This is a genomic window from Priestia filamentosa, from assembly GCF_900177535.1.
GTDB lineage: Bacteria > Bacillota > Bacilli > Bacillales > Bacillaceae_H > Bacillus_I > Bacillus_I filamentosa.
In genome coordinates this window covers 1-23,779 of sequence record NZ_FXAJ01000014.1, presented here as the reverse complement: position 1 = coordinate 23,779, position 23,779 = coordinate 1, and the positions used below count along the sequence as shown (strand labels likewise).

24 protein-coding genes are annotated in these 23,779 nt (G+C 36.3%); 11 read left to right on the top strand and 13 right to left on the bottom strand.

Annotated elements, in window-relative coordinates; genetic code table 11:
• Positions 1-231: 231 nt before the first annotated feature.
• From B9N79_RS26655 to B9N79_RS26335, 4 genes are all read right to left on the bottom strand, one after another.
• Positions 232-384 carry a hypothetical protein gene (locus B9N79_RS26655; RefSeq protein WP_239695541.1) on the bottom strand — a complete coding sequence of 51 codons (153 nt, stop codon included), beginning with the start codon at positions 382-384 and terminating at the stop codon, positions 232-234.
• Positions 385-456: 72 nt separating this feature from the next.
• Entirely contained in the window at positions 457-705 is a 249-nt protein-coding gene (locus tag B9N79_RS26340; protein WP_162493195.1) for a hypothetical protein, read from the bottom strand.
• 39 nt (positions 706-744) lie between these two features.
• The gene (locus tag B9N79_RS26815) at positions 745-876 is read right to left on the bottom strand and encodes a hypothetical protein (protein ID WP_275080546.1); all 132 of its coding nucleotides are present in this window, start codon (positions 874-876) and stop codon (positions 745-747) included.
• A 477-nt stretch (positions 877-1,353) separates the two neighbouring features.
• Complete coding sequence (locus B9N79_RS26335; RefSeq protein WP_162493196.1) at positions 1,354-1,500, bottom strand: hypothetical protein; 147 nt, start codon at positions 1,498-1,500, stop codon at positions 1,354-1,356.
• Between the two features lie 1,276 nt (positions 1,501-2,776).
• Between B9N79_RS26335 and B9N79_RS24340 the strand changes: the two genes are divergently transcribed.
• A complete protein-coding gene (locus B9N79_RS24340) occupies positions 2,777-3,388 on the top strand; it encodes a DUF3967 domain-containing protein (protein WP_063592763.1) in 612 nt (203 codons plus the stop codon).
• A 565-nt stretch (positions 3,389-3,953) separates the two neighbouring features.
• On the opposite strand, the gene B9N79_RS24335 is transcribed toward B9N79_RS24340, so the two are convergent.
• The 4 genes from B9N79_RS24335 to B9N79_RS26330 all read right to left on the bottom strand — a co-directional run bounded on the left by B9N79_RS24335 (position 3,954) and on the right by B9N79_RS26330 (position 7,436).
• Positions 3,954-4,952 carry a hypothetical protein gene (locus B9N79_RS24335; RefSeq protein WP_085119297.1) on the bottom strand — a complete coding sequence of 333 codons (999 nt, stop codon included), beginning with the start codon at positions 4,950-4,952 and terminating at the stop codon, positions 3,954-3,956.
• Between the two features lie 464 nt (positions 4,953-5,416).
• The gene (locus B9N79_RS24330) at positions 5,417-5,989 is read right to left on the bottom strand and encodes a replication-relaxation family protein (protein ID WP_085119295.1); all 573 of its coding nucleotides are present in this window, start codon (positions 5,987-5,989) and stop codon (positions 5,417-5,419) included.
• Positions 5,973-7,139, bottom strand: a complete 1,167-nt coding sequence (locus B9N79_RS24325; RefSeq protein ID WP_046218450.1) for an FtsK/SpoIIIE domain-containing protein — start codon at positions 7,137-7,139, stop codon at positions 5,973-5,975. The genes B9N79_RS24330 and B9N79_RS24325 overlap by 17 nt, the downstream gene beginning before the upstream one ends.
• Before the next feature lie 120 nt (positions 7,140-7,259).
• Positions 7,260-7,436, bottom strand: coding sequence for a hypothetical protein (locus tag B9N79_RS26330; RefSeq protein WP_167555153.1), 177 nt, complete (start codon positions 7,434-7,436; stop codon positions 7,260-7,262).
• A 163-nt stretch (positions 7,437-7,599) separates the two neighbouring features.
• Here B9N79_RS26330 and B9N79_RS24320 point away from each other — a divergent pair, with 163 nt between their 5' ends.
• From B9N79_RS24320 to B9N79_RS24295, 6 genes are all read left to right on the top strand, one after another.
• The gene (locus B9N79_RS24320; protein ID WP_019395233.1) at positions 7,600-7,812 is read left to right on the top strand and encodes a helix-turn-helix transcriptional regulator; all 213 of its coding nucleotides are present in this window, start codon (positions 7,600-7,602) and stop codon (positions 7,810-7,812) included.
• A gap of 603 nt (positions 7,813-8,415) precedes the next feature.
• On the top strand, positions 8,416-9,468 hold the full coding sequence (locus B9N79_RS24315) for a LacI family DNA-binding transcriptional regulator (RefSeq protein ID WP_046218451.1): 1,053 nt from the start codon (positions 8,416-8,418) through the stop codon (positions 9,466-9,468).
• A gap of 25 nt (positions 9,469-9,493) precedes the next feature.
• The gene (locus tag B9N79_RS24310) at positions 9,494-10,618 is read left to right on the top strand and encodes a Gfo/Idh/MocA family protein (RefSeq protein WP_420874887.1); all 1,125 of its coding nucleotides are present in this window, start codon (positions 9,494-9,496) and stop codon (positions 10,616-10,618) included.
• 14 nt (positions 10,619-10,632) lie between these two features.
• Positions 10,633-11,382, top strand: a complete 750-nt coding sequence (locus tag B9N79_RS24305; protein ID WP_085119292.1) for a ThuA domain-containing protein — start codon at positions 10,633-10,635, stop codon at positions 11,380-11,382.
• Between the two features lie 25 nt (positions 11,383-11,407).
• Entirely contained in the window at positions 11,408-12,502 is a 1,095-nt protein-coding gene (locus B9N79_RS24300) for a Gfo/Idh/MocA family protein (protein WP_085119289.1), read from the top strand.
• Between the two features lie 752 nt (positions 12,503-13,254).
• Entirely contained in the window at positions 13,255-14,610 is a 1,356-nt protein-coding gene (locus B9N79_RS24295) for a glycoside-pentoside-hexuronide (GPH):cation symporter (protein ID WP_420874888.1), read from the top strand.
• Positions 14,611-14,913: 303 nt separating this feature from the next.
• On the opposite strand, the gene B9N79_RS24290 is transcribed toward B9N79_RS24295, so the two are convergent.
• Both B9N79_RS24290 and B9N79_RS24285 read right to left on the bottom strand, forming a co-directional pair.
• Positions 14,914-15,708 carry a DUF4046 domain-containing protein gene (locus tag B9N79_RS24290; protein ID WP_046218456.1) on the bottom strand — a complete coding sequence of 265 codons (795 nt, stop codon included), beginning with the start codon at positions 15,706-15,708 and terminating at the stop codon, positions 14,914-14,916.
• Between the two features lie 182 nt (positions 15,709-15,890).
• Complete coding sequence (locus B9N79_RS24285; RefSeq protein WP_019390892.1) at positions 15,891-16,121, bottom strand: YczF family membrane protein; 231 nt, start codon at positions 16,119-16,121, stop codon at positions 15,891-15,893.
• Positions 16,122-16,249: 128 nt separating this feature from the next.
• On the opposite strand from B9N79_RS24285, the gene B9N79_RS24280 reads away from it, so the two are divergent.
• The 4 genes from B9N79_RS24280 to B9N79_RS24265 all read left to right on the top strand — a co-directional run bounded on the left by B9N79_RS24280 (position 16,250) and on the right by B9N79_RS24265 (position 21,493).
• Complete coding sequence (locus tag B9N79_RS24280) at positions 16,250-17,872, top strand: spore germination protein (protein ID WP_046218457.1); 1,623 nt, start codon at positions 16,250-16,252, stop codon at positions 17,870-17,872.
• Positions 17,862-19,085 carry a Ger(x)C family spore germination protein gene (locus B9N79_RS24275; protein ID WP_046218458.1) on the top strand — a complete coding sequence of 408 codons (1,224 nt, stop codon included), beginning with the start codon at positions 17,862-17,864 and terminating at the stop codon, positions 19,083-19,085. The genes B9N79_RS24280 and B9N79_RS24275 overlap by 11 nt, the downstream gene beginning before the upstream one ends.
• Before the next feature lie 32 nt (positions 19,086-19,117).
• A complete protein-coding gene (locus B9N79_RS24270) occupies positions 19,118-20,215 on the top strand; it encodes a GerAB/ArcD/ProY family transporter (protein ID WP_085119303.1) in 1,098 nt (365 codons plus the stop codon).
• 180 nt (positions 20,216-20,395) lie between these two features.
• Positions 20,396-21,493, top strand: coding sequence for a GerAB/ArcD/ProY family transporter (locus B9N79_RS24265; protein ID WP_046218459.1), 1,098 nt, complete (start codon positions 20,396-20,398; stop codon positions 21,491-21,493).
• A 917-nt stretch (positions 21,494-22,410) separates the two neighbouring features.
• Here the strand turns inward: B9N79_RS24265 and B9N79_RS24260 are convergent.
• From B9N79_RS24260 to B9N79_RS24250, 3 genes are all read right to left on the bottom strand, one after another.
• Entirely contained in the window at positions 22,411-22,866 is a 456-nt protein-coding gene (locus B9N79_RS24260; protein WP_046218465.1) for a hypothetical protein, read from the bottom strand.
• A 143-nt stretch (positions 22,867-23,009) separates the two neighbouring features.
• Positions 23,010-23,480: a membrane protein gene (locus B9N79_RS24255; RefSeq protein ID WP_046218460.1), complete on the bottom strand. Its 471-nt coding sequence runs from the start codon at positions 23,478-23,480 to the stop codon at positions 23,010-23,012.
• A gap of 80 nt (positions 23,481-23,560) precedes the next feature.
• Positions 23,561-23,779, bottom strand: a 219-nt coding sequence (locus B9N79_RS24250) for a DUF3231 family protein (RefSeq protein ID WP_139814843.1), incomplete at its 5' end; no start/stop codon positions are given.

Genomic DNA, 23,779 nt, shown 5'->3' with positions numbered 1-23,779 from the left:
AACCTCTTGATAATTGATTTTACTTTTGGATTCTGGTTTATTCGGTTCTTCACTCATATGATGTTCATCTTGTACACAGGAAGGTGGTTTCTCAGAGGCGCACGAATCTTTTTCTGGAGATCCTCATGAAAGAATACTCTCTTTGACCATTAGAGTATCTTTTCCTCTAAGGACCTTTAAAATGAACATATCTCGATTCATTTCTTTATAGACATGATGATTTAAAACGCTCTACGTCCCATATAGTTCAATCATATGGGACACAATCTTATGTAAAGAAAGCGCAATGTTATCTTGATTTTCAAACCATTCATAAAACTCATCAGTTCCTTCATATTCCTCTGTAAATAGCATGTTGCGATTTAACATATCTAATCTTTTCACGTTCATATCGACTGCATATTGCTCTGGAAGCCGAAGAGCTGTCGCATCTACAGAATCCGCAAATTCTTTCAGCTATTTATGCATATCCTCTTTAAATTCAATGGATCCTCCACTGTAGCAAGCTGGATATTCTGGTTCCCTGTATAAAGCCATTGTATACTTACATTCTACATCTTCCAAGATAAAATCAACTTGATTATTATGTGCTTTACGTAGGTAACGAACGCCTAAATCATGATCTTTTGAATACTCATCTGGTCGTTCAATATACTTGGCAAACTGTTGCCGGTTTATGTTTAGACCTTTACGTTCTTTCTTCATTAGTTAGATGGCTCCTTCAACGGCATAGCCTCCTCCACGTCATTTTCTTGTATACTGCTCTGGTTGAGTATTTACACCAACAGGGTAAATGTAGTACTCGGTTGTACCACTTCCCATATCGATATGCATAATCTTGGAGGTCGTGAAATGCAAAACACCCATTTTCTTCATTCCATACTCTTTGCAAAACTCTTTAAACATATCATTTGGTCTTTCAAAAATCGCATATAACGCCGGAATACTTTCTTTTGTAATCTTTACTTGTGAGATAGTTTAATTCTACGGTTATCTGTTCTTGACCAACATACATCATCAATACATGAAAAGTACTCATAAAACGGTCTTCTAATCGTTTTGTTATTTCCAATTATGTTGGCTAGCCGGAATCGCCCTACTCATGCATACTTCTACTTTTAGTGTTTGTGGAGGTTCCCTATCTTCTTCATATTGTTTCTGCACAGTTCTTCCTGCTACATAGCCTTTAATGTATTAATTAAAGGTAAATCGCTGCTATGTTTCTCATGAACCGCAATATTCATGTTGCTTATGCCTTCCGTGGTTTGATTTGCTAGTTATTCAATCATATATAGCCATTACGATGAATAGATGAGCTTGAAATATGTACAACTAATTAGTCAATAAGATTCGTTACGTTTTTTTTATATCATTTTCGTGAACCGAAGGTTTTCGGTTAATTCGTTTGTAAGCACTTGGAACTTTCACTCCCTCTTTCATACCTGGTTCAAGATCCTTCATCTTATCGTTTCTAACATCATTTGCAAGGGTCAATTTCATTATTACCCCCACTCTCTTTTCAAATATTTTAGCTAGATTTTAATATATTATATCTTTAGTTAAATTTTTATATATTTACTAAACCAAAATTATATAAAAAGGCTCTTAACCTATCTTTTTCTAACTACAATTGAACCTATCGATAAATTATGTATATAATATAAATAATTTACGTATAAAAAAGATTAAAAAATGAAGTTATTTTCACAAATAAGTGAAAATAAGTATGTTTTATATAATTATTATATAAATTACCATTATTTAAAACATAAATAAAAGAAACAAAGTAATCAGTCATTTTAAAATCTGCATTTTTAGATTACCTTGAGGAAAAAGCCTACTAATTGAATTTTTAGGATAAAATAAAAAAATTTAATGTTGTTATGATATCTAGAATAGGATACGAACATGTTCTAGAATAAAGTAATGACGCTTTATTATTAATAGAAAAGAAGCAAAAACCTTAATTATTCTAATATCCTCAAAACACACGGCTTAACCCCAAAGGAAAATCGTTAACATTTTATAAGATTCGAGAACAACTTCAGATCCTTTTTAGACCAGGAATATTATATTATTACCAATAAAAAATTTTGTTTTCCATGAAAAAATATTAACGAAAATACCTTTAAACTCTTTATTATCAAGTGTTTAAGAGCATTGGAGAACAACCCTTGTTCTCATCAAGAACAACAATAGATGCGCTTATTCCATTACAGCGTTTCCGGTAAGAGAACAACCTCGCGAACAAGAGTGTGAGTGAATAAATCGTAATATTATTTATTTAAAAATTAGAGTAAGTGAATAAGAAGGAGAATATAGTTTGAAGTAGAACTATTTGTTAAAATAAGAAATGTGGTAGTATTAGTGAGATTGAGAATAACATCGGAATAGGTTTCAGAATAGGATAAACAAATTTCATTCTTAATAGGAAAAGAATGATAAATTTAAATTAACTGAAATTTATCCTATGAGATACGACCCAACCCTAAAGGTAAATCATTATCATCTAATAAGGAACGAGAACAACTTTAAAAGCTTTGCAAACAAAAATATAATCTTATTGCAAACAAGGTAGATTTTATTCTCTACAAAAAAGAATTAATGAAAACATCTACAAATTAAGTATTACCAATGATTCTAGAAAACAGAGAACAAGCCTTGTTCTTAACGAGAACAAGGACGAACTCTATTATTTTATTGCATTGTTTCTAGAGCGAGAACAACTTAGCGAACAAGAGTGTGAATTAATTACTTTACTATGGAAGGTGAAAAAATGGCAGAACAGGAGAATGAATTTGTATTTTTGGGTGGGGAAGTTTCTAAGAACCTTGGTATTCCTCGTAGTTCTTTAACGAAATATTGCTTGGCTTTAGAAGAAAAAGGATATCATTTTATAAGATATGAGAACAACTCGAGAGCCTTTACAAACAAAGATATAATCTTATTACAAAGAATGAAAGACTTAGTTCGCGAGAAAAAAATGACAATGGAAACATCGGCTCAAGTAGTTTTATCAAAGCTTCCAGAAGATGAGAAAACCGGTACCGGTCTTAACGGTAATAAATATAAAACCGATCGATCAAATGAGATAGTTGTCGCACAAGAACAGGGAAGGGAACAAGAGAACAAGGCGATGACTTTGATTATGAAGAAACTAGAACAGTTTAACGATGTTATGGATCGGTTAGACTTAATGGAAGAGGAACTTAAGGAAATAAAATCACAAAATGAACTCTTACAAAAACAAAATGAGCAGCTTCAAACAAACGTAGAAGCGAATTCGTCAAAAAGAGATGAGAAACTTGTATCATTAATGCGTGAGGTTCAAGAAACTAGAAAGATGATTGCAACTGCTAAAGAAAAGAAGTGGTGGAAATTCTGGTAAATACATAAATAGGGGGGATTCCTCATTTTCTTTTACTTTTCTCTTTTTAAAATAAAGTGAGTTTTCTTTTGAGAATCTACTAGATTGTTATACATGATTTATTGGTTTGGATTTGAGGAGTAACATAATAAAAACTCTTATAACCATAGATTTCTATTTAATTACATCCCAAGTGATTCTGCTATAACTTCAGATAAATTAGGAAACCCTTTTATAGAATAGCTTTTTACTATTCCTACAACAGATGATTAAAAGAAAGAATAAACACGAAAAAATTATAGCAAAGAGAACGAAACAACCTTATTTATTAAAATCTATAGCAACAATTCAAGAAAAATAGACAAGTTCAAACATTCCAGAGCTTTTTTATATAAAAAATATTACATGAATATTTTACATGAATTCTAAGGAGTCAATTTTATGACTCCTTACTCTTTAAAAGTTTCCTACCAAGTGAATACATAACTTCAAAAATTCCAATCACCGAAATAGCCTTCATTTTCGCCATTTCTTCATTTTTACCACTAATAATCCTAGTAATTTAATAACCCTTACTCGGCAATAGTTACGCATAGTGTGCCAAAATAGCCTTCATTTTCGCTATTTCTTCTTCTTCAGATACTACAGATACAGACTCTTCGCTTTCTGTTCCATTTTTATCCTCTTGTTTTTCTTGGAACCAATCCGGCAACATTTCTTTACGCACGATTTTACGTGGAGGTACAACTACAAACTTTTCCTCATTTTCTTTATTTTCTGTTTGGGCAAGATCGTTAAACTTGTTTAAAGCAATGCGGTATACCAACTTACATTGCTCTTCAAAGCTCATAGAACGCGTTTTTATGTATGTAAATAAAGCATGAATAGATTCATAAGCAATTGAGTGAATATCCTTTTTAGAAAGAGTGATAGATACAGACTGACATATTTTTTGAGAAGCTACACGTACACGTACATAAAGATCTTTTAAAGAGTCTTTAAACACATCTTTAAAGGTTTGATTAATCAGTTTTGGAACTCCCTTGATAAAAGGAATCTTTTTGTACATAAAATGATTTTTAATATAATTATTAGGTAAAGAATAGGTAGAAACTTTTTTCGACCCTTCATCCTTACTCTCACAAGGGATTTCAGTATTTTCTGCTTGGACATCAGCTTGGACATCAAAGCCAAAATACGTCTTCCAATGGGCGAAATAAGGGTGGTTCACAAAGAAATAAACGGCAGCGCCTCGACCATTATGTTTAGAAGAAGAACGATGAGCCTTCACGATCTTTCCAGCTTCCTCTAATGTTTTCATGATACGACGGATTGTACGAGCAGAAATAGCATGTTTCTCAGCAAAATAAGTATCTTTCGCATAAACAAAGCCTTTATCTGTTGCTAGAAAGCAAATCATATCAATGGCGTTACGTGTTTCTGGTTTTAAACGAGCATATGAATCTCCAAATACAGACTCTACCATACTTAATAATTTATACTTCATTTGTTTCTGTTCATTTTGGGTTTTCGTATAAGATTCATAGTTTTGCATACGGGCAAAATCATCACTAAAGATTAACATGTTTTTTCTCTCCTCTTTTCCTGCGGAAAAAGAAAAAGGGCGTGTTTACCGTTTTGAAATGCGGTAAACACGCCCTTTGAGAAAAGAGAATACAATAAACCCTTGCAATAGTTAAAGTTTTGCTGTAAAATGCAGATAGAAACTTTAACTACGTTAATAAAGGTTTAAGGCAGGTGTTTACCGTGGTGTAGCACGGTGGACCGTCGTAGGATGCGACCAACATCACTGCGATTGTCTTGAGCCTTTTTTTAGTTTTCCGAACTGTCTAATTGCTGTTATTATAGCAAACTCTACCAATGTGCACAATGTATATTCGACCTATTTTTATAGATTTCGCTTAAATGAGGTATTATTTTTTTGTTTAAATATTATCTTTTAGAACATGGTTCTAAAAGATAAATTGACTCTCATAAGGTCTGCCTGGTTACCCTTTGTCCATATTAGAATCTATACCGTTTATAAATTTATAAAAAATAATTTTCAAAATCCTCTGTCGTTAAAATTTCTGCATTGACTTTATATTCCTGACACCAGCTTAGAATCCTTTCTTTTCTCACTGAAGTGGTCGTATAAAAGATGAGTAAAGCTTGTTGGTGGCCTAAAGCGTGAAAGAGGGAACGATACAGTTTAATTTTCTTTTTATTTTCGAGCATCTTCTGTTTGAGATCCACTTCCACAAAGCAAATAACACCGTGAAGGGAAAAGCGAGCATCACTAATGAGCTTATAGGTTTCGCCCTGAATCCTCCATTCATTCGGTCGTTCCACTTTCCAATCCTTCGGACACCCGTAATACAAGTAAATATCATTTCGTCTCACTTTATGCTCTAACTGTGTTAAATGAGGTTTGTTCTTCTCTGAACCAATGTGTTGTCGACCTTTTTTAGACAAATAATAGACATTTTCATAGAGACGCTTGTGATTTAAAAAGGGGCCCATATTATACAGAACGCGGTTTGCGTTTCGGACGCTCTTTAACTGGAAGAGATACTGCAATTGAGATCGACTCATACATTCCAACTTATCCAAGGCGTACATAATCTTCTCCTGTCTCGTTTGGCACAACTGTTTGTTTTGCAACTTCATAGCCTCCAATCCGTTTCCATATCTCCTCATGAGTGAGGTAGGGGACTTGCACTTCTTTCACTTCATGCGTTTTAATCAACGCACGCCCTTTAATATCCGAAGGTAAAGTTTCGGCTCCATAAGCATCAAGGGCTACCTTGGACGCATAATCACTGCCCAGCCGAAAACTCACCTTTAAATCTGCATTTTGCTTGATGGAGCCATTCAATACATTCGAGGTAGGGTATTGGGTGCCATACACCAATCGAACGCCCAGAGCGCCTCCTAGGCGGGCAATTTCACTAAGGATCGATTGACACTGCGCTAACGTCTTCTTTTCTTCTTTCTCCATAAATTTTTCAGGCGTGAGTTGGGCGGCTTCATCAATGAAAACAAACAGACGTTGGGAGAGGGGAGTGTCTACAATATTAGACCATCCTTGACGCTTAAAATGCTCCATTCGTTCCTTCATGTCTTTCTGGACCTGTTTCAAGGCGTACAAGGCCTCTATGGGATTACTGGCTATACGTTTGACTTGTTGAAGGTTTTGATACCGATCAAACTCTAATCCACCTTTTAAATCGATGATGATGAATTGAGCGTCCCATGGATGATGCTCAATCAGATAGGTCATCATGACTTTCATCATCACCGTTTTTCCAAAGCGAGTCGTCCCCGAGATGGTGGTATGCGGCGTATGGTCAAAATGGTGGAAATGCCACCCCTGATGATTTTTCCCTAATGGGACCATCCATCCCTTACGAGAGGGGACGTCTTGGTAAGAAACGTACGAAGGCATTTTATGCTTTGAAATTTCAATGATAAGCCATTTCTTAAAGGATACGTTCACCTCCTGATCTAAGGTGACGGATAAAATCTGTTGTAACGTTCGCAAGGTTTTTTCTTCTAAAGCTAAAGGTGTGCGATAAATGAGCTTAATTCTTTTCGTACTTTTATACTCCCGAACAAGCTGAGGATATCGGTTGTTTTTACCGTCTTTCACATGGATATGGTAGTGCTCAAAGGTCTGTTGAACGATACGATGTTCCTCACTCGATGTATTCCTTCCCAACCATAAGGCTGCGGCACTTGTTAAAACCGGAATCGCCATGAGTTCCCACATGATTCTTCCTCCTTCTTTTTATCTTCTTTAGATAGTTCCTTACAAAAGGAAGCTTCCAAATGTTGTTCTGATCATCATAAACCTATTCCTTGTTCCCTTCCAGCCTGGTCGGAACCCTGGTCATAAGAAGGGAAGGAAAGAAGACAAGGTATATAAAAAATAGAGCAAGCTCCCCAAGATACCAACATTCATTCCAACCTGCATGATGACTCTTACTTTTTCTTTATCGACCCATCCTTTTCTCTCTGCATAGATCACCGTGAATAACACCAGGCTTGTTCCTAGGACTGTAACCATTTGAACGCCTCCTAAGTTGGTATAGTGGAGTGTATGTGGCATGGCTTGTTCAACTTACCTTGTCTAATGGAAAAATTCTGCTAACCCCAAAAAGTTTATGTATGAACTCCTAAAAAATTGGGCATAGATGGGAATATGAAAACATAAGATAGAGGTGTAAGTGATGGGAAGCAAGAGACATAGATTAAAAAATTGGTTAGTGGTAGAAGGTCGGTCACAAGAATGGCTAGCCAAAAACTCTAAAGTTTCAAGGCATACAATTAGTGAGATCTGTACAGGGAAACGTAATCCCAGTGTTCCTACAATCAAAAAAATTATGTCGGCTATTAAAAGGGTAAATAAGAATGCAAAGGCAGAAGACTTTTTTGATATCTAGAATTATAGATTGGAATATTGTCGTGAAAAAGCGAATAGTTATATGTCATAAATATACTTAAGACCGCCTTATACACTAATGCATACTGGGCGGTCTTTGTTATGGATATACTTATAATTTTAAAAAGCTTGAGGGCTTATTGCTTATTATTCGAATGATAATAATATTGCAATGTTCAGAATATTTAATAATTTTATTGACAAATAATGATATTAAAACTATATTGAATAATATAGGAGCCCAAACGTTCAGAAAGAGGATGAACGGAATTATTTCTATTATCCAAAAAAGGAAGGATATTATTTTTACCAGAAGTTTTATTTCGTTTTTTGATAGTTCCCTATAAAAAAATGAACGCGTGTACATTTGGATATTGATGAACATCATCGAAGGTGTACTAGAATTTATTTTTGTTATAAAAAGCTCATTTTTTGTTTGCAATTCCTTATAAAAACCCAAAAATGAACGCGCGTACATTTGGATATTGACGAACATCATCGAAGGTGTACTAGAGTTTATTTTTGTTATAAAAAGTTCATTTTTTGTTTGTAATTCCTTACAAAAACCCAAAAATGAACGCGCGTACATTAAGGGGGTATAAGAATGGTCAAAAGAAAGGATGTTGCAAAGCTAGCTGGTGTTTCAGAGGCAACTGTCTCAAGAGTATTTAATAATGTTGGTCCTCTTCGAAAGAAAACCATCCAAAAGGTGAGACAGGCAGCGGAAGAATTGGGTTATCGTCCAAATGCTATTGCTCAGAGTTTTGCAACGGGAAAGGCCCGTAACATTGGTGTTGTCGTTCCGCATGTGCCTAAAGTGAACGTATTCTCTACCCATTATTTTTCAGAACTATTAAGTGGAATAGGTGCAAAGCTTGGTGAAGTAGGATATGGTTTACTACTTCTGTTTCAACCAGCTGATGCTCCAAAAGATTATGCTGAGCTATTTTTAACCCAAAAGATTGATGGGTGTATTATCCTAGGCTCTAAAAGAACATCTGGTGAAATTGAGGCCCTGCAGAAGCTTCATGATTTTGATTTTCCGTATTGCCTAGTGAATCAAACTTATCCCGAATATCCATTCCATTTCATTGATGCAAATCATTATGAAGGTAGTTATCAAGCCGTAACTTTGCTGATACAGAAAGGCTTTGAAAAAGTTTTATTTTTAAATGGTCCTATGGAATATTCAAATAGTGCTGATCGTTTGGCTGGATATCAAAATGCTTTGTCCAAAGCAGGGATAAGATATGTAAGTGAATGGATTTTTGAAGGTAATTACAGCCGAAAAAGTGGCTTTCAGGCTGCTGAAAAAATGGGAGAGTTCATAACGGATTATCCTGCTGTTTTTGCAGGAAATGACCGAATGGCCATTGGTTTGATACAAGGACTAAGTCAACAAGGTTACCAAGCTGGTAAGGATTATGCTCTTATTGGTTATGATGATTCCGACGTTTCCAAAATGACTACACCTTCGTTGAGTACAGTGAAAGTTCCATTGTTTGATATGGGTTATTTAGCTGCTAAAAGAGTTTTGGAACAAATAAGTTCTGATGAAGTTGGAGAAATAAGGGACAGGCTTTCCGTTTCAGTTATTGAACGGGAATCTTCTAACTTAAAACCAGAGAAAGTGAGGAAACCTCTTGGAAAATATTAAAATTGGGATGGTTGGTTATAAATTTATGGGGAAGGCCCATAGTCATGCCTATCGTGATCTCCCGTTATTTTTCCCGGATACTCTGCGTCCACACATGAAAGTCATTTGTGGACGCAATCAAAACGATGTTGCAAAGGCAGCCACTCAATTCGGCTGGGAGGAATACACGACAGATTGGAAAACTCTCCTACAAAGGGAGGACATTGACTTAATTGATATTAATGCGCCGAGCGATGTACATAAGGAAATCGCCATTGCTGCTGCGCAAGCAGGAAAACATATTTTTTGCGAAAAACCGTTAGCGCTTACACTAAGGGATTCGAGAGATATTCTAGAAGCAGCGGAAATAGCTAGGGTGAAGCATATGATTGGCTTTAATTATCGATTTGCTCCAGCTGTAATGCTTGCTAAGAAGTTAATTGATGAAGGGAGGTTAGGAAAAATCTATCATTTCCGTGCATGGTTTCTTCAAGATTGGCTGGTGGATCCGAATTTCCCGTTAGCTTGGAGACTCCAGAAAGAAATTGCTGGTTCTGGTTCTCATGGGGATTTAGGGGCTCATCTTATTGATATGGCCCATTATTTAATTGGCAATATAACTGAAGTAATTGGTATGAATGAAACCTTTATTAAGGAAAGACCAATTTCAGATAACATGACAGGATTATCAGCAACAAGCAGTGGTCATAGAGGCAAAGGCCCAGTCACCGTTGATGATTCAACCCTTTTCCTAGCCCGTTTTGAAAATGGGGCACTTGGATCTTTTGAGTCTACACGTTTTGCAACAGGACACCGCAGTACGAATTCATTTGAAATAAACGGAAGCAAGGGCAGTGTAATTTTCGATTTTGAACGACTGAACGAATTGAAAGTATACTTCACTGATGACAGAGAGGATGTACAGGGATTCCGTCGGGTATTAGCTACCGATCCTGCTCATGCTTTTGCGGAGGCATGGTGGCCTCCAGGACATACTATTGGTTATGAACACACGTTTATTCATGAAATGGTGGAGCTGATGAATTCTTTCCGTGAGAATCGCCAACCTATTCCTAATTTTAAGGATGGGGTGAAATGTCAGCAAGTGTTAGAAGCGGTAGACTTGTCAATAGAAAATCGGCAATGGATTCATTTATCTGACTTAGATTAAAAGGAGTGTTATATATGAAGAGAAATGCCCTAATTGTATGGGGAGGATGGGATGGTCATCAACCTGACCAAGTAGCAGAAATTTTTCGCGGTATTCTTGAAGAGGAGAATTTTAACGTAGAAGTTTCTAATAACTTGGAATCCTACTCTGACCCTGAAAAACTAAAATCCTTGGATCTGATTGTTCCTCACTGGACAATGGGAGAAATTCCAAAGAAGTATGTGCTTAATGTTTCAGAAGCTGTAATGAGTGGTGTAGGATTGGCCGGATGTCATGGGGGAATGTGTGATTCTTTTCGGAATAATGTAGATTGGCAGTTCATGACGGGTGGGAACTGGGTGGCACATCCCGGAAACGATGGTGTTGAATACATGGTAAATATTAAACACTCATCTAGTCCACTTTTAGATGGTTTTACTGATTTTAAGGTCGTGAGCGAGCAGTATTATCTTCATTTCGATCCTGCTGTTGAAGTATTAGCCACTACACGTTTTCCAATCATTGATGGTCCACATACTTTTAATAAAGCCGTTGATATGCCTGTCGTCTGGACGAAACGCTGGGGATATGGGCGGATATTCTATAGTTCTTTAGGTCACTCGGCGAACATTGTTAATATGCCGGAAGTGTCTCAGATTATGCAACGTGGTTTCTTATATGCTGCAGAAGGAAAGAAACTGGCTCAAAATTTTCCTCCTTTGGACTACGGTACCACAGGTAACGGAAATAGACGTTCTTATAGCGGTATGGGTGATAGCCAATAACTTAATAAATTAGGAGGTTAAATCTATGGAAAAGGTAAATATCGGGATTATTGGATGTGGGTTTATTAGTTCAATTTATATGAAAAATCTTCCTGAATTTGAGAGAATTGAGATTCTTGCGTGTGCAGATCTAGATATACAGCGCGCAAAGGCTCAGGCAGAGAAGTACAATATTCCTAGGGTTTATTCTGTAGAGGAGTTGATTGCAGATCCTGACATTGACTTGGTAATCAATTTAACCATTCCAAAAGCACATGCAGATGTCTGTATTAAGACACTTAATGCTGGAAAACATGTTTATACAGAAAAGCCCCTTGCAGTTACTCTTGAAGAGGGTCAACTCATTCTAGCAACGGCTAAGAAACATAACTTGTTGGTAGGTAGTGCTCCTGATACCTTTTTAGGCGCCGGTATTCAAACTGCTATTCACTTAATAGAACAAGGTGAAATAGGTGTCCCAATTGGAGCATCAGCATTTATGATTAATCGAGGTCATGAGCATTGGCACCCAGATCCAGCCTTCTATTATAAAGTCGGTGGCGGTCCGATGTTTGATATGGGACCTTATTATTTGACCGCATTAATATCTTTGTTGGGGCCTATTAAACGGCTTGCAGGTTCGACTAGAATTAGCTATCCTGAACGGACGATAACGAGTCAACCCAAGGAAGGAACCAAAATTTCCGTTTCTACCCCAACCCACATTTCCGGGATTATAGATTTCGAATCAGGTGCAGTTGGTACAATTACAACGAGTTTTGATGCCTTTGGTGGAACCTCATTGCCCCCAATCGAGATCTATGGTAGTGAAGGAACCCTGTTAGTGCCGGATCCAAATACATTTGGAGGTCCCGTTCGAATTAGGAAAAAGGAAGAAAAGCAATTTACAGATGTACCACTTTCTTATGGCTATTCACAAAACAGTAGAGGTCTTGGTGTAGCAGATATGGCTCAGGCGATCATAGCGGGCAAAGGCTATCGTGCCAACGGTCAATTAGCTTACCATGTATTAGAGTCTATGCACGGTTTTCATAATTCATCAATCGATGGGAAGTATTATCATATGGAGAGCACATGTAGCAGACCAATCCCGTTGCCAATAGAACAAAAACTATTTTAAGAAAATTAAAATAATTTAGTTTAAAAAAGAAGGGGAGAATGAAGCCAGAGGTTAGATGAAAAGAAAGAGGGGTCCATAACTACTAACGTATATAGAACTTTCATCAAGGTTTTCATTTTGTACTTATGTAAAGTTATTACTAATAAGTCTCTGACCGATTTTGCAATCTTATAGGAACATAGAAAGGGAATAGGGAACCGATAAGCTTTTATTAAGCTTATCGGTTCCCTATGACTAGAGCGAATGAAGAAATGTAGGTACAGTAATGCGCAGATACATGCGAGGATATCTTTATCACTAAAATTGCCCCCTGGTGGCTGTGTAGCTTGCCCAAGTTCTGCTCTTGTTTCACACCCAAAAAAAGTTCCGTTAATTTAGGATGTAAGAAAAGATTTTTCACCACATATCGAACAGATATAAACGTTGCTTATACTGCCTGTACTTTTAGTTGCATGGCAGTCAAAACCTTCTGCAACAAATGTAAGCGGTAACAAACAATGAGCATTTACTTCTAAACCACTTACTAACCCGCATGTTGGATTAAGTCCTTAAGAGATAGCCCTAAGAACCTGCTAAAAGAAAGGAGAAATTTGAGCTTATAAATAATCAGTTAGTTTGTTCGGTAAATAAACCAATTTTCATGTTTTTATAAGAGTTTACAAATCTGCGTTAATAAGATGTTTTTGTATTTTTGCTAAAAACGCAAATAATATTAAAGGAGGATTTGAATGAGGCCAAGTGTTGCTGGACAAATAAAAATGAATTCAAGTAAAAGTATTAAAATGAAAGAAAAAATCGGGTATGCCACTGGGGATCTAGCCTGTAATTTTATTTATCAAACAGTAAGTAGTTATCTATTATTCTTCTATACTGAAGTTTTTGGCATTTCGGCTGCCGCAGCTGGACTGATGTTCCTGATTGTTCGGATAATAGATGCCTTGATGGACCCGGTTATCGGTACAATCGTTGATAAAACAAATACGAAATATGGAAGGTTCCGCCCATATCTTTTGTATGGTGCTATTCCATTTGCGGTTGTTGCCATTCTTTGTTTTACCACACCTGAATTTTCTGATACAGGAAAAATAATTTATGCTTATATTACTTATATCTTATTATCACTTACCTATTCAACAGTAAACGTCCCTTATTCAGCGCTTACTTCTGCTATTACACAAGATACCAAAGAGATTGTAAGTTTAACATCAATCAGAATGCTATTTTCCAACGGAGGCGGAATGATTGTTGCATTTGGTGTGCCGTTCTTAGCTGCAATTTTTACACAAGCAACAGGGAATACAGGTATAGGTTGGCAAATTACAATGTCTATCATGGGAGTTACTGGTGCCATTCTGTTAATTTTATCTTTCCTCAGCACAAAAGAAAGAGTACAGATTTCTGAAGAAGAATCAAAAGTTGGCTATAAGGATATTTTTAAGCAATTGAGAGTCAATCGTCCCCTTGTGATTTTGTGCTTTCTCTTTCTTCTCAACTTTGGTGTCAACTCAATCATTAACTCCGTTGGTATTTATTATGTTACGTATAACGTTGCTAGGCCGGATTTAGTAAAATGGTACGGATTAATAGGAACGCTTCCTGCTCTAATACTTATGCCATTAATTCCGACATTGTATAAAGTTATGGGTAAGAAGAAATTGCTATTTACTGCTTTATCTTGTAAGGCGATCGGATTATTAGCCTTATTTATCATTCCTCCATCCATTGTTCCCCTTGTGTTTGCAGGACGATTAGTCTCGGCATTAGGTACTATTACTGCAGGGGCCTTTACATGGGCAATGATTCCTGAAACGATTGATTATGGGGAATATAAGACTGGTAAACGTGCAAGCGGTGTCATCTATTCCCTTGTAAACTTCTTCTTCAAATTTGGAATGGCAATTGGCGGGATCGTTCCAGGTATTATTCTTTCTAAATTTGGCTATGTGGCTAACCATACACAAACAACAACAGCATTACATGGGATTTTGCTTACCATGACAGTGATTCCAGCAATTTTTATCATTATTGAGCTATTTGCTATTTATCTCTATAAATTGGATGAAAAAGAACATAAACGTGTTCTTGCTGAATTAAATGCGAGAAGATAAAAGAAGTAAAAAAGCGTAAACTCATTGTTATTGAACGAGTTTACTCTTTTTTACTTCCTCAAATGGGTGTTATGTTAACTCATTTATTATGAATTTAATTCAATAAATTACGTTATTTAATATGATTAGCATAGGGTTCATAAATCCCTGTTATTAGCAGAATAAAAAGGAGAAGAAAAAATACCACTAATATTCATAACTATATAAAAGGCTATGTTCGTCTTGTACTTAATAATGATTGCGAACAAAATAAAAAGTAGTTGTTTAACCTCAAAGTTAACAGAATATTACCATCCCATGTTTCTATTGCATTATTTTCGAACCATAACTATCTTTTTCCTCTATTGATTTCTTTTCTCTCTGCATGCTTATTTTTATCCATTCCCTGACCTTTTGCATCCTAGAGTCAAAAACCCTTTGTAATAAACCCGTTAGTTGGAAATCAAAAAAGTGTTGTTTCCTTATTTTTACTAGCGCTTCTTCATAGGAGGAAAAACGGAGCTGTTGGAACAGAAAATAGTTCATCGTTTCTTGAATCGATATGCGATCTTTCCAGCAGTTCATTGGGACATTCGCGAATTGCCACGGTTTAAATACACCTGGATAAACAGCTTGAATAACTTGAAAAGGAGATTGTTCAAAAATATCAAAGACGCCATATAAATGATACTTTTTAAAAAAATGAAGATTCACGTGTAAAGGGATTTCTTCTATAGGAATATTCAGTTCATTTTCAATTACATGCTTAACCGCCTCAATTGCCCGGTTTTTCCCTTCTTTTCCGTGCCAATATTTATGAGGGACTTGCTGAAACTCCCACGGTTTAAAGCGTCCCGGATAAGCATTTTCAATTACATCATAATAATTCCAACCATAAATCATAGCAGGTGGTTTTAGACGATGGGACCATAGTATATTTGCCTGTACTCTTACAGGAATTTTATCAATTGGAATCGATAGTCGCTCTTCAAGCAGATAACATGTCATATATTTCACATACTTTTTTCCTTCTTCTCCTGAAAAAAACTTATTGGGAAAACGCTTTACTTTTCCATTTAAAACATCTTGGTAGATTTCAATCACCCATTCTCGGCGCATTGTTTCGCCTCCTCTCTGGTAAAATTCATTACAAATCTATTATAGATAACAATGCAATTATTATATACATAGAAGTTACATATTATTTTCCTCTTGAAAGGAAAGTAGAATGATTAGATTTGACCCAGACCAAACTAATTTTGTTCCCGTTTTTCATTTTGAAGATTACAATTTATACATACTTATTCTCCCTCTTTTCCCTTTCTTTTTTTTATAAAAATGTAAGCAGAGTCGGCAAAGAATAGAAGGAGAAGAAAAAAAAGAGCAAATAATTCTACGACTTCCATTACACGAAAAGGGTTAACAGCCTTATACAACGCTTGAAAAATATCTGCTCCTTGAAGAATATCGATGCCTATAGATAACCCCATTAAACATCCCGTCATTAAAAGAGAAACACCTATGATTTTCATACTTATCACACTCCACTTAATAGGGTCTTCCCGTTTCTCTCATATGATACAAATTTTTTGTGGAAATTTACATAAAAATTCCTTGTATGGTTAAGGTAATAGAAACTAAAGGAAAGGTGCCTTGATTTATGCCTTCGTTTTTTAAAGACCAGAAATCAAAAAAAAACCGTCAACAGAATACTGAAAATCAACTTGATAATAATTCAGTGAAAAATATATACCGTTCCTTATCGGCTAATCTTGATACGATTAAACAGAAAACAGGAAACAGTTCAGACGTTGTGATTCGTCAATTAAAAATAGGGGAGAATTTTGATATTAAGATAGCCATTGTCTATGTAGAAGGAATTGTAGACAACCAATCTATTCAGGAGTTCTTGCTCGAATCCATAATGAAGGACGAACATAAAGAAACAGTGAATCAGCAGAACGCATTCGATTTGATTTCTGAAGATATGATCACAATTGGAAAGGTATTATCCATTGATACTTGGAATGACCTGTTTTTATCCTTATTGTCAGGCGATACCCTTATTCTAGTCGATGGAACAGACCAGGCACTGAGTGTAGATACAAAAGGTGGAGAGAGGCGGGCCATTACAGAATCAAATACTCAGATGGTAGTACGCGGGCCAAAGGAAGCCTTTACGGAGTCTATTGGAACCAACATAGCCATGATCCGTCGAATTATTAAAAACCCGGATTTATGGGTTGAATCAATGAAGATTGGTCGTGTTACCCAAACCGATGTAACTATGATGTACATGCATGGCATTGCGAATGATCAAATCATTAAAGAAATACGCCAGCGATTACATAAGATTGATATTGATAGTGTTTTAGAATCAGGGTATATTCAGCAATTTATTGAAGATCAAACATTAACTACATTTCCTACTATGTACGATACCGAAAGACCAGATATCGTGGCAGGGAATCTCCTAGAGGGACGAATTGCGATTTTCGTTGATGGAACGCCTTTTGTACTGATTGCTCCAGCTGTCTTTATCCAATTTTTCCAATCAGCCGAGGACTATTATGTTCGTTTCGATATTGCAACATCGATTCGCTTTTTACGTGTTGTTATGTTTCTTATTTCGCTTATCGCACCAGCTGCTTATGTTGCTGTGACAACGTTTCATCAGGAGATGGTCCCAACACAGCTTATCGTAGCGATTGCAGCCCAAAGGGAAGCGGTCCCTTTTCCAGCCTTCGTAGAAGCGCTTCTCATGGAGGTCACCTTTGAAATCTTGCGAGAAGCAGGGGTTCGGTTACCCAAAGCTATTGGTTCAGCGGTATCAATTGTCGGCGCCCTTGTTATCGGGCAAGCTGCCGTTCAGGCTAGCATTGTATCACCAGCCATGGTTATTATTGTATCCCTAACAGCAATTGCTAATTTTGCTATACCTTCTTTTGCCATGGCCATTTCAGTTCGTTTACTCCGTTTTTTGTTTATGATATGTGCAGCGGTATTTGGTTTCTATGGCATTATTCTAGCCCTTCTTATGTTGGTCGTTCATTTATGCAGTTTACGCTCATTTGGTATTCCCTATATGGCACCATTGGCCCCCTTTATCCCATCAAACAATGAAGATACGATTGTACGATTACCTTGGTGGACGCTTAGAAAAAGACCTCGATTAATAAGTACAAATACGAAACGTGAAGGGGAGAACCAACACCCGCATCCTCCTTCATCACGCGGTATGGTGAATCGGGATATTGAAGAAGGTGACAACAATGAAACGTAAAGGGGCTTTTCTTTTATTAATGATAATGATGACCGTCTTATTAACAAGTTGTTGGAGTAAAAAGGAGTTAACAGACCTTGCTATTGTAGCAGCTGTGGGAGTAGATAAAGTGGAAGATGGACGATACAACTTAACACTTCAAGTTATCAATCCTGGGAACGTGGCTGGAGGGATGCAAGGCGGTGGAGGCGATGCACAAAATTCCCCTGTGACTGTCTATTCTATCTCGGGGAAAAATTTAGTCGAAGCAAGCAGACGGGCTTCAAGCAGAATTTCTCGGAGATTGTACTATGCTCATACAAACTTAGTCATCGTTGGGGAAAGTCTTGCAAGAGAAGAGGGGATTGAGGTATTAATGGATGCTTTTGATCGAGATCCTGAATTTCGGACGACCTCCACTCTCGTTATTGCTAACCATTCAAATGCCGCAGATTTGATTAAAACATTAACTCCTGTTGATAAGATTCCAGCAAATAAAGTGCTGAAAACTTTAGAGTTCACAGAAAGACAATGGGGAGAAAATGTAAAAGTTTCACTCCAAGATGTAATGAAAGGACTTCAATCTTCCAAAGAAGAAACCGTTGTAGCTGGATTTCGTATGACGGGGAATTCTAAACAAGCAGGGAAGTTAGAAAACATGCAAGACAGTGTGCCTGAAGCAACACTTCGAGCTTCCGGAATTGCGGTTTTAAAACAAGGAAAGTTAGTGGATTGGCTGTATGGAAAAACAGCAAGAGGAACGGTATGGATTTTAGATAAAATACAAGAAACCGCCATTAACGTTGATTGGGAAGGGAAAAAAGAAGCCATAACCTATCAAACCATTCGTCAAAAAACAGATGTGTCTGCCCAAGTGAAGAATGGTCACCCTCACATTTCGATTCATGCGCGTGTTGAAGGAGACATCAGTGAAATGGAGATACCTATTGATATAACCAATCCAAAGGTCATTACAAAAATTGAAAAATCCTTGCGAAAAGTAATTGAAGATGAGCTAAAGGAATCTATTAAACATGCGCAGAAAAACAAAGCAGATATCCTTGGATTCGGCGCAACCGTCCACCGTTCTAGACCAAACGAATGGAAAGAAATAAAATCAGAATGGAGCGATGTGTATTTTCCGAAATTAGATGTAGATATTACCGTGGAGGCCTATATCCGTCGTGCTGGCTTACGAAACAAGTCGTTTCTTTCAGGTTTAAAAGAAAATTAAAAGTAAAGCAAAGGAGGTACCAATTGAATGGAATGGAGAAAGCCAAAATTAGTGCCAAACAGCTCTTTATCTTAATGGTCTTATTTGAATTGGGTACTGCTATGTTAGTGCCCCTCGCTATGAGGGCGAAGCAGGATGCCTGGTTGGCGATTTTACTTGGAATGATAGGCAGTTTAGCTCTATTTTTAGTCTATTATAAACTTTATTGGTATTATCCTGATCTTCTGCCTACAGAATACATGCAAAAAATCTTAGGTAAGGTGATGGGAACAGTACTTGCCTTTATCTACATTCTTTACTTTATGTATGATGCTTCAAGGATTCTACGCGATTTTGGTGAAATGCTGTTAACCTTTGCCTACCCTGAAACTCCTTTATTTATTGGGAATGGGTTATTAATACTTGTCATTATTTATACCATCAGAAAAGGAATAGAGGTTATAGCTCGATCAGGGGAACTACTTTTTATCTTGATGTATATCCTAGCGGTCTCTGGATTTATTTTGATTGTGGTCTCGGGTTTAATCGATTTTACCAACTTGCAACCTGTACTAGAAGAAAGGCTAATACCAACCTTAAAAGTTACATTATCTGAAACCTTATATTTCCCATTTACTGAAGCTATTGTGTTTACGATGATTTTACCATATTTGAATGAGCCTAAGAAGGCAAAGGTGACGATGTTATGTGCAACGGGATTAAGTGGGATCAACTTGGTGATTACGATGCTTATTAATGTAAGCGTGCTTGGGGTGGACCTGACTGCGCGCTCACAATTCCCTCTTCTTAGTACTGTACAAAGTATCCAAGTCGCTGACTTTTTAGAACGTCTTGATGTGTTTTTTATGCTTTCCATGGTAATCGGTATTTTCTTTAAGATTAGTGTGTTATTTTATGCAGTTGTCATAGGTACAGCTAACTTATTTAAGATTAAATCACCTTCACGGCTGTCGTATCCTTTAGGCATAGTCATTCTATTTCTGTCTACTATAATTGCGAGTAATTTTCAAGAACATCTCTATGAAGGGCTAAAAATAGCACCGTTTATTCATATTCCTCTCTTCAGTATTATTCCTCCTCTCCTTCTTCTTATTGCTTTTTTTAAAACCAGGAAGAAGCAAAGAGAATAATAAGGTTTATAAGAGGGAGGGTACAATATGAGTGGAGTTAAAATCGAAATAGAGCGATGCGTACTCTCCAAAATTAAATGTATACCTCACAGGAAAGGAGAAGCAGCTGGCTCACAATATAAATCGTTTCTTTTGAGCATAAAAGAGAATTAAAAGTGAGAAAAAGGAGGGGCAAGGTGAATGGAAAAAGCCAAAATTAGTGCCAGTCAGCTCTTTATTTTAATGGTACTATTTGAACTCGGTAGTTCTTTACTAGTACCCCTTGCCATGGATGCAAAACAGGACGCTTGGCTTGCGATTCTATTTGGAATGGTAGGCAGTTTAGTTCTATTTTTAGTCTATTATAAACTTCATTGGTATTATCCTGACCTCTTGCCTATAGAGTACATGCAAAAACTTCTAGGGAAGGTGATAGGAACAGTACTTGCCTTTGTCTACATCCTTTACTTTATGTATGATGCATCAAGAATTTTACGTGATTTTGGCGAGATGTTACTAACTTTTGCCTATCCTGATACGCCTTTATTTATCGCAAATGCTTTATTAATGCTTGTCATTATTTATATGGTTCGAAGAGGAATTGAAGTTATAGCGCGTTCTGCAGAGCTCCTCTTTATATTGATGTACATCCTTGCGGTCGCTGGATTTATTCTCATTGTGAGTTCTGGTTTAATTGATTTTACTAACTTACAACCGGTACTTGAAGAAGGGATGTTACCGGTCTTGAAAATTGCATTTACTCAAACTTTATATTTCCCGTTTGCAGAAGCTATTGTGTTTACGATGATTTTTCCTTATCTAAATAATCCGAAGAAGGCAAAAGTAACCATGTTATGTGCAACAGGATTAAGTGGTATCAATTTGGTGATTACGATGATCATTAATGTTAGTGTGCTTGGGGTGGATTTGACAGCACGTTCACAATTCCCTCTTCTTAGTACTGTACAAAGCATCCAAGTTGCCGATTTCTTGGAACGTCTTGATGTATTTTTTATGATTGCCTTGGTAATTGGTATTTTTTTTAAGATTAGCGTGTTGGTTTATGTAGCTGTTATAGGTACAGCTAGTTTATTTAAAATTGAATCGCCTTCACGACTATCGTACCCTTTAGGCATAGCCATTCTCTTTTTATCCATCACGATTGCGAGCAATTACCAAGAACATATCCGTGAGGGACTGAAGATAGTAATTTTTGTTCTACATATTCCTCTCTTCGTGCTCCTTCCTCTCCTTCTTCTTTTTGTTGCTTTCTTGAAAAATAGGAAGAAGAGAGAATAATGCATCTTTTTGTCGAAAACGAAATTCTTATTAGTCAATTTAGGATTTAAACCAATGATAATAAACAAAATATAGGAAGATTTATAACCAATAAATTTCCTAATAATTAGGGGATAGGGAGACGATTAAAAGGAGTCCATTCTCTTTATACAAACGATGAGGTGGTTTTTATGTATACTTGGTTTTACGATCATTTCGTTAACACTGTCATTTTTCCACTTACCTGTTTAGTACTGGTTACCATTACTTTAAGCATGTATGCATACTTTAAATTGAGGAAAACAAATAAACAGTAGTTCATAGGAATATTTGATTGCTAAAATAACTAACGAAATTCCTTCTTTGAAATTTAGTTATGATTAGGGAAAGAAGCTACTAATAGAAATAACAATTCAATATCAGAATGATTTTTCACTCTCAAAAATCAATTTTTGTTTTGCTTTCAAACATGAATAACTCTCTGAAAAATACTATTCTGTATTTAGATCAAGGTTGGCATTATCAAATGATATGATCTCAGCATTTATTGAAGTAACATAACATTATCCAAAGTATGTCTCGTAAGTATAATTGTTTAGGTCACGAGGGGATAGAAACTTCTTCGATTTATTAAAATCAAAGTTATTTTATCTCCAAGAGTTTAACAGTATAGAGCATTTCAAATAAGAATTAGAGTCCTATATTTTCTATTACATTCACAAAGGAATTAAAAGGATTGACTCCTGTAGAATGCAGAATTCAATCCTCTTTAGCTGCTTAAATAAATCTCTAACTTTGTGGGTTCACTTCCCTCCAATCAGTAGTTTTTCTGTTTTTACTCGGTATAAGATATTTATTTTCAGTTCACATAATGTTGCTTTCAGGAAGTGAAAAAGAGCAAATCTATTCAGTTATAATGAACTTGCTCTTTTTTTGTATCACTTTTCAATTTTACGAATCCATTTATAATAGTACACCACCATAATAAGTAAAAAAGGGTAGACAAACAAGGAATACCGTAATCTCCACCACCTATGATGAAAATATCCCCATGGTTCAGGTAATAAAGTGAGGGCTTCATAAAGCAGTATACCTATGGTCCAGCAACCAACATATATCATCCGTTTACAAAGAGAGGATCCAAACGGATATCCATTTAGAAATATCATATTTACAGGTGGAATCAATATAGTCAATACAAGAATGGATTCCCAATCAATCGCTTGAGAAAAGTACCAATACCCATCGTATTTTCCAGCTACATATAGGTCAACAAGTCCTTGAAAGGCTATAGTAAACATCCAAATATGTACGATTTGATTCCGTGTTAATCGTTTATTAGTTGTAAAAGCTACCGTATTAAAAAGAGTAATAGCTAATAGAAGACCTATCATAGTAAAAATCCTTTTCAAAAAGTAACGTCTCTTCAGACATCGCATATCTGCGGCTCACAGCAAAAGAAGTGAATATAAACCTCTTCTTATATTGTATTCATATCTTCTCACTATCAGGAAGTAATATGGCTTGCTTTTCAGTCTTATGGAACATTAGACCTTTTATGGAGACTTGTAATGAATTTACCTAATAATACTCCGGTAACTATACCAGGAACGACAAAAAGTATGGGGAGCCAAACGGGCCCAAGTAGGAGCCCAAAGAGCCTAAAATGTGAAGAGTATATACATCCAACAGTCACAAAATAAGCACAAAATACAAAAGGTAAAAAAGAATATTTTCCTTTCCCGCCACCCGCGTCTTTCCAAGCATCCCACATGGCAAAGAAGTATAAACATGGATAAAACAGTAACCATTGATAATCAGCTTGTTCAATCGCTTCCTTTATGTCTCCCTGAAAACTTGAAATAATTATGATGTTAAAATGACCTTTAACATTAATTAGAAATTCTAAAAACACAAACACAATACCTTTTATATGTTTACCATTTAGAAATTGACCGAATCCTGGGAGTGCAATACTCCATAACAATGCTTCTTTATTGTTTGCCACATCGCTCTATTCCTTTTTAAAATTATTTTCGACTAGCTTTCAATTGGAAGTTAGTCAAGCTGTTCCGTTCCAATTGTATCTTAAATCCTGTCATACGCTTTTGGCGGTGATTCCAACCAACCTTTATCAATTAAGATATTGATGCCGTCGTCAACAAATAGGCCAATGTTCATAAGAGTTCTTATATATAAGAAATCGATATCCCTTCTTGCTGTTACCGCCAGTGAGTTTCCGAATGACCTTATCTTCATGGCGAACATATCTACTTTATGGAACAGCATAATTTTGTCAGAAAAAGG

What these genes read in the sequence shown, in the direction of transcription:
- B9N79_RS26330 (WP_167555153.1), bottom strand. Translation starts at nt 7,436, where the DNA reads ATGGTTACAGTCCTAGGAACAAGCCTGGTGTTATTCACGGTGATCTAT.
- B9N79_RS24300 (WP_085119289.1), top strand. Translation starts at nt 11,408, where the DNA reads ATGGAAAAGGTAAATATCGGGATTATTGGATGTGGGTTTATTAGTTCA.
- B9N79_RS24290 (WP_046218456.1), bottom strand. Translation starts at nt 15,708, where the DNA reads ATGCGCCGAGAATGGGTGATTGAAATCTACCAAGATGTTTTAAATGGA.
- B9N79_RS24320 (WP_019395233.1), top strand. Translation starts at nt 7,600, where the DNA reads ATGGGAAGCAAGAGACATAGATTAAAAAATTGGTTAGTGGTAGAAGGT.
- B9N79_RS24275 (WP_046218458.1), top strand. Translation starts at nt 17,862, where the DNA reads ATGAAACGTAAAGGGGCTTTTCTTTTATTAATGATAATGATGACCGTC.
- B9N79_RS24265 (WP_046218459.1), top strand. Translation starts at nt 20,396, where the DNA reads ATGGAAAAAGCCAAAATTAGTGCCAGTCAGCTCTTTATTTTAATGGTA.
- B9N79_RS24285 (WP_019390892.1), bottom strand. Translation starts at nt 16,121, where the DNA reads ATGAAAATCATAGGTGTTTCTCTTTTAATGACGGGATGTTTAATGGGG.
- B9N79_RS24280 (WP_046218457.1), top strand. Translation starts at nt 16,250, where the DNA reads ATGCCTTCGTTTTTTAAAGACCAGAAATCAAAAAAAAACCGTCAACAG.
- B9N79_RS24330 (WP_085119295.1), bottom strand. Translation starts at nt 5,989, where the DNA reads ATGTACGCCTTGGATAAGTTGGAATGTATGAGTCGATCTCAATTGCAG.
- B9N79_RS24305 (WP_085119292.1), top strand. Translation starts at nt 10,633, where the DNA reads ATGAAGAGAAATGCCCTAATTGTATGGGGAGGATGGGATGGTCATCAA.
- B9N79_RS24325 (WP_046218450.1), bottom strand. Translation starts at nt 7,139, where the DNA reads ATGTGGGAACTCATGGCGATTCCGGTTTTAACAAGTGCCGCAGCCTTA.
- B9N79_RS24315 (WP_046218451.1), top strand. Translation starts at nt 8,416, where the DNA reads ATGGTCAAAAGAAAGGATGTTGCAAAGCTAGCTGGTGTTTCAGAGGCA.
- B9N79_RS24310 (WP_420874887.1), top strand. Translation starts at nt 9,494, where the DNA reads ATGGGGAAGGCCCATAGTCATGCCTATCGTGATCTCCCGTTATTTTTC.
- B9N79_RS24335 (WP_085119297.1), bottom strand. Translation starts at nt 4,952, where the DNA reads ATGTTAATCTTTAGTGATGATTTTGCCCGTATGCAAAACTATGAATCT.
- B9N79_RS24340 (WP_063592763.1), top strand. Translation starts at nt 2,777, where the DNA reads ATGGCAGAACAGGAGAATGAATTTGTATTTTTGGGTGGGGAAGTTTCT.
- B9N79_RS24270 (WP_085119303.1), top strand. Translation starts at nt 19,118, where the DNA reads ATGGAGAAAGCCAAAATTAGTGCCAAACAGCTCTTTATCTTAATGGTC.
- B9N79_RS26335 (WP_162493196.1), bottom strand. Translation starts at nt 1,500, where the DNA reads ATGAAATTGACCCTTGCAAATGATGTTAGAAACGATAAGATGAAGGAT.
- B9N79_RS26340 (WP_162493195.1), bottom strand. Translation starts at nt 705, where the DNA reads ATGAAGAAAGAACGTAAAGGTCTAAACATAAACCGGCAACAGTTTGCC.
- B9N79_RS26815 (WP_275080546.1), bottom strand. Translation starts at nt 876, where the DNA reads ATGAAGAAAATGGGTGTTTTGCATTTCACGACCTCCAAGATTATGCAT.
- B9N79_RS24260 (WP_046218465.1), bottom strand. Translation starts at nt 22,866, where the DNA reads ATGATAGGTCTTCTATTAGCTATTACTCTTTTTAATACGGTAGCTTTT.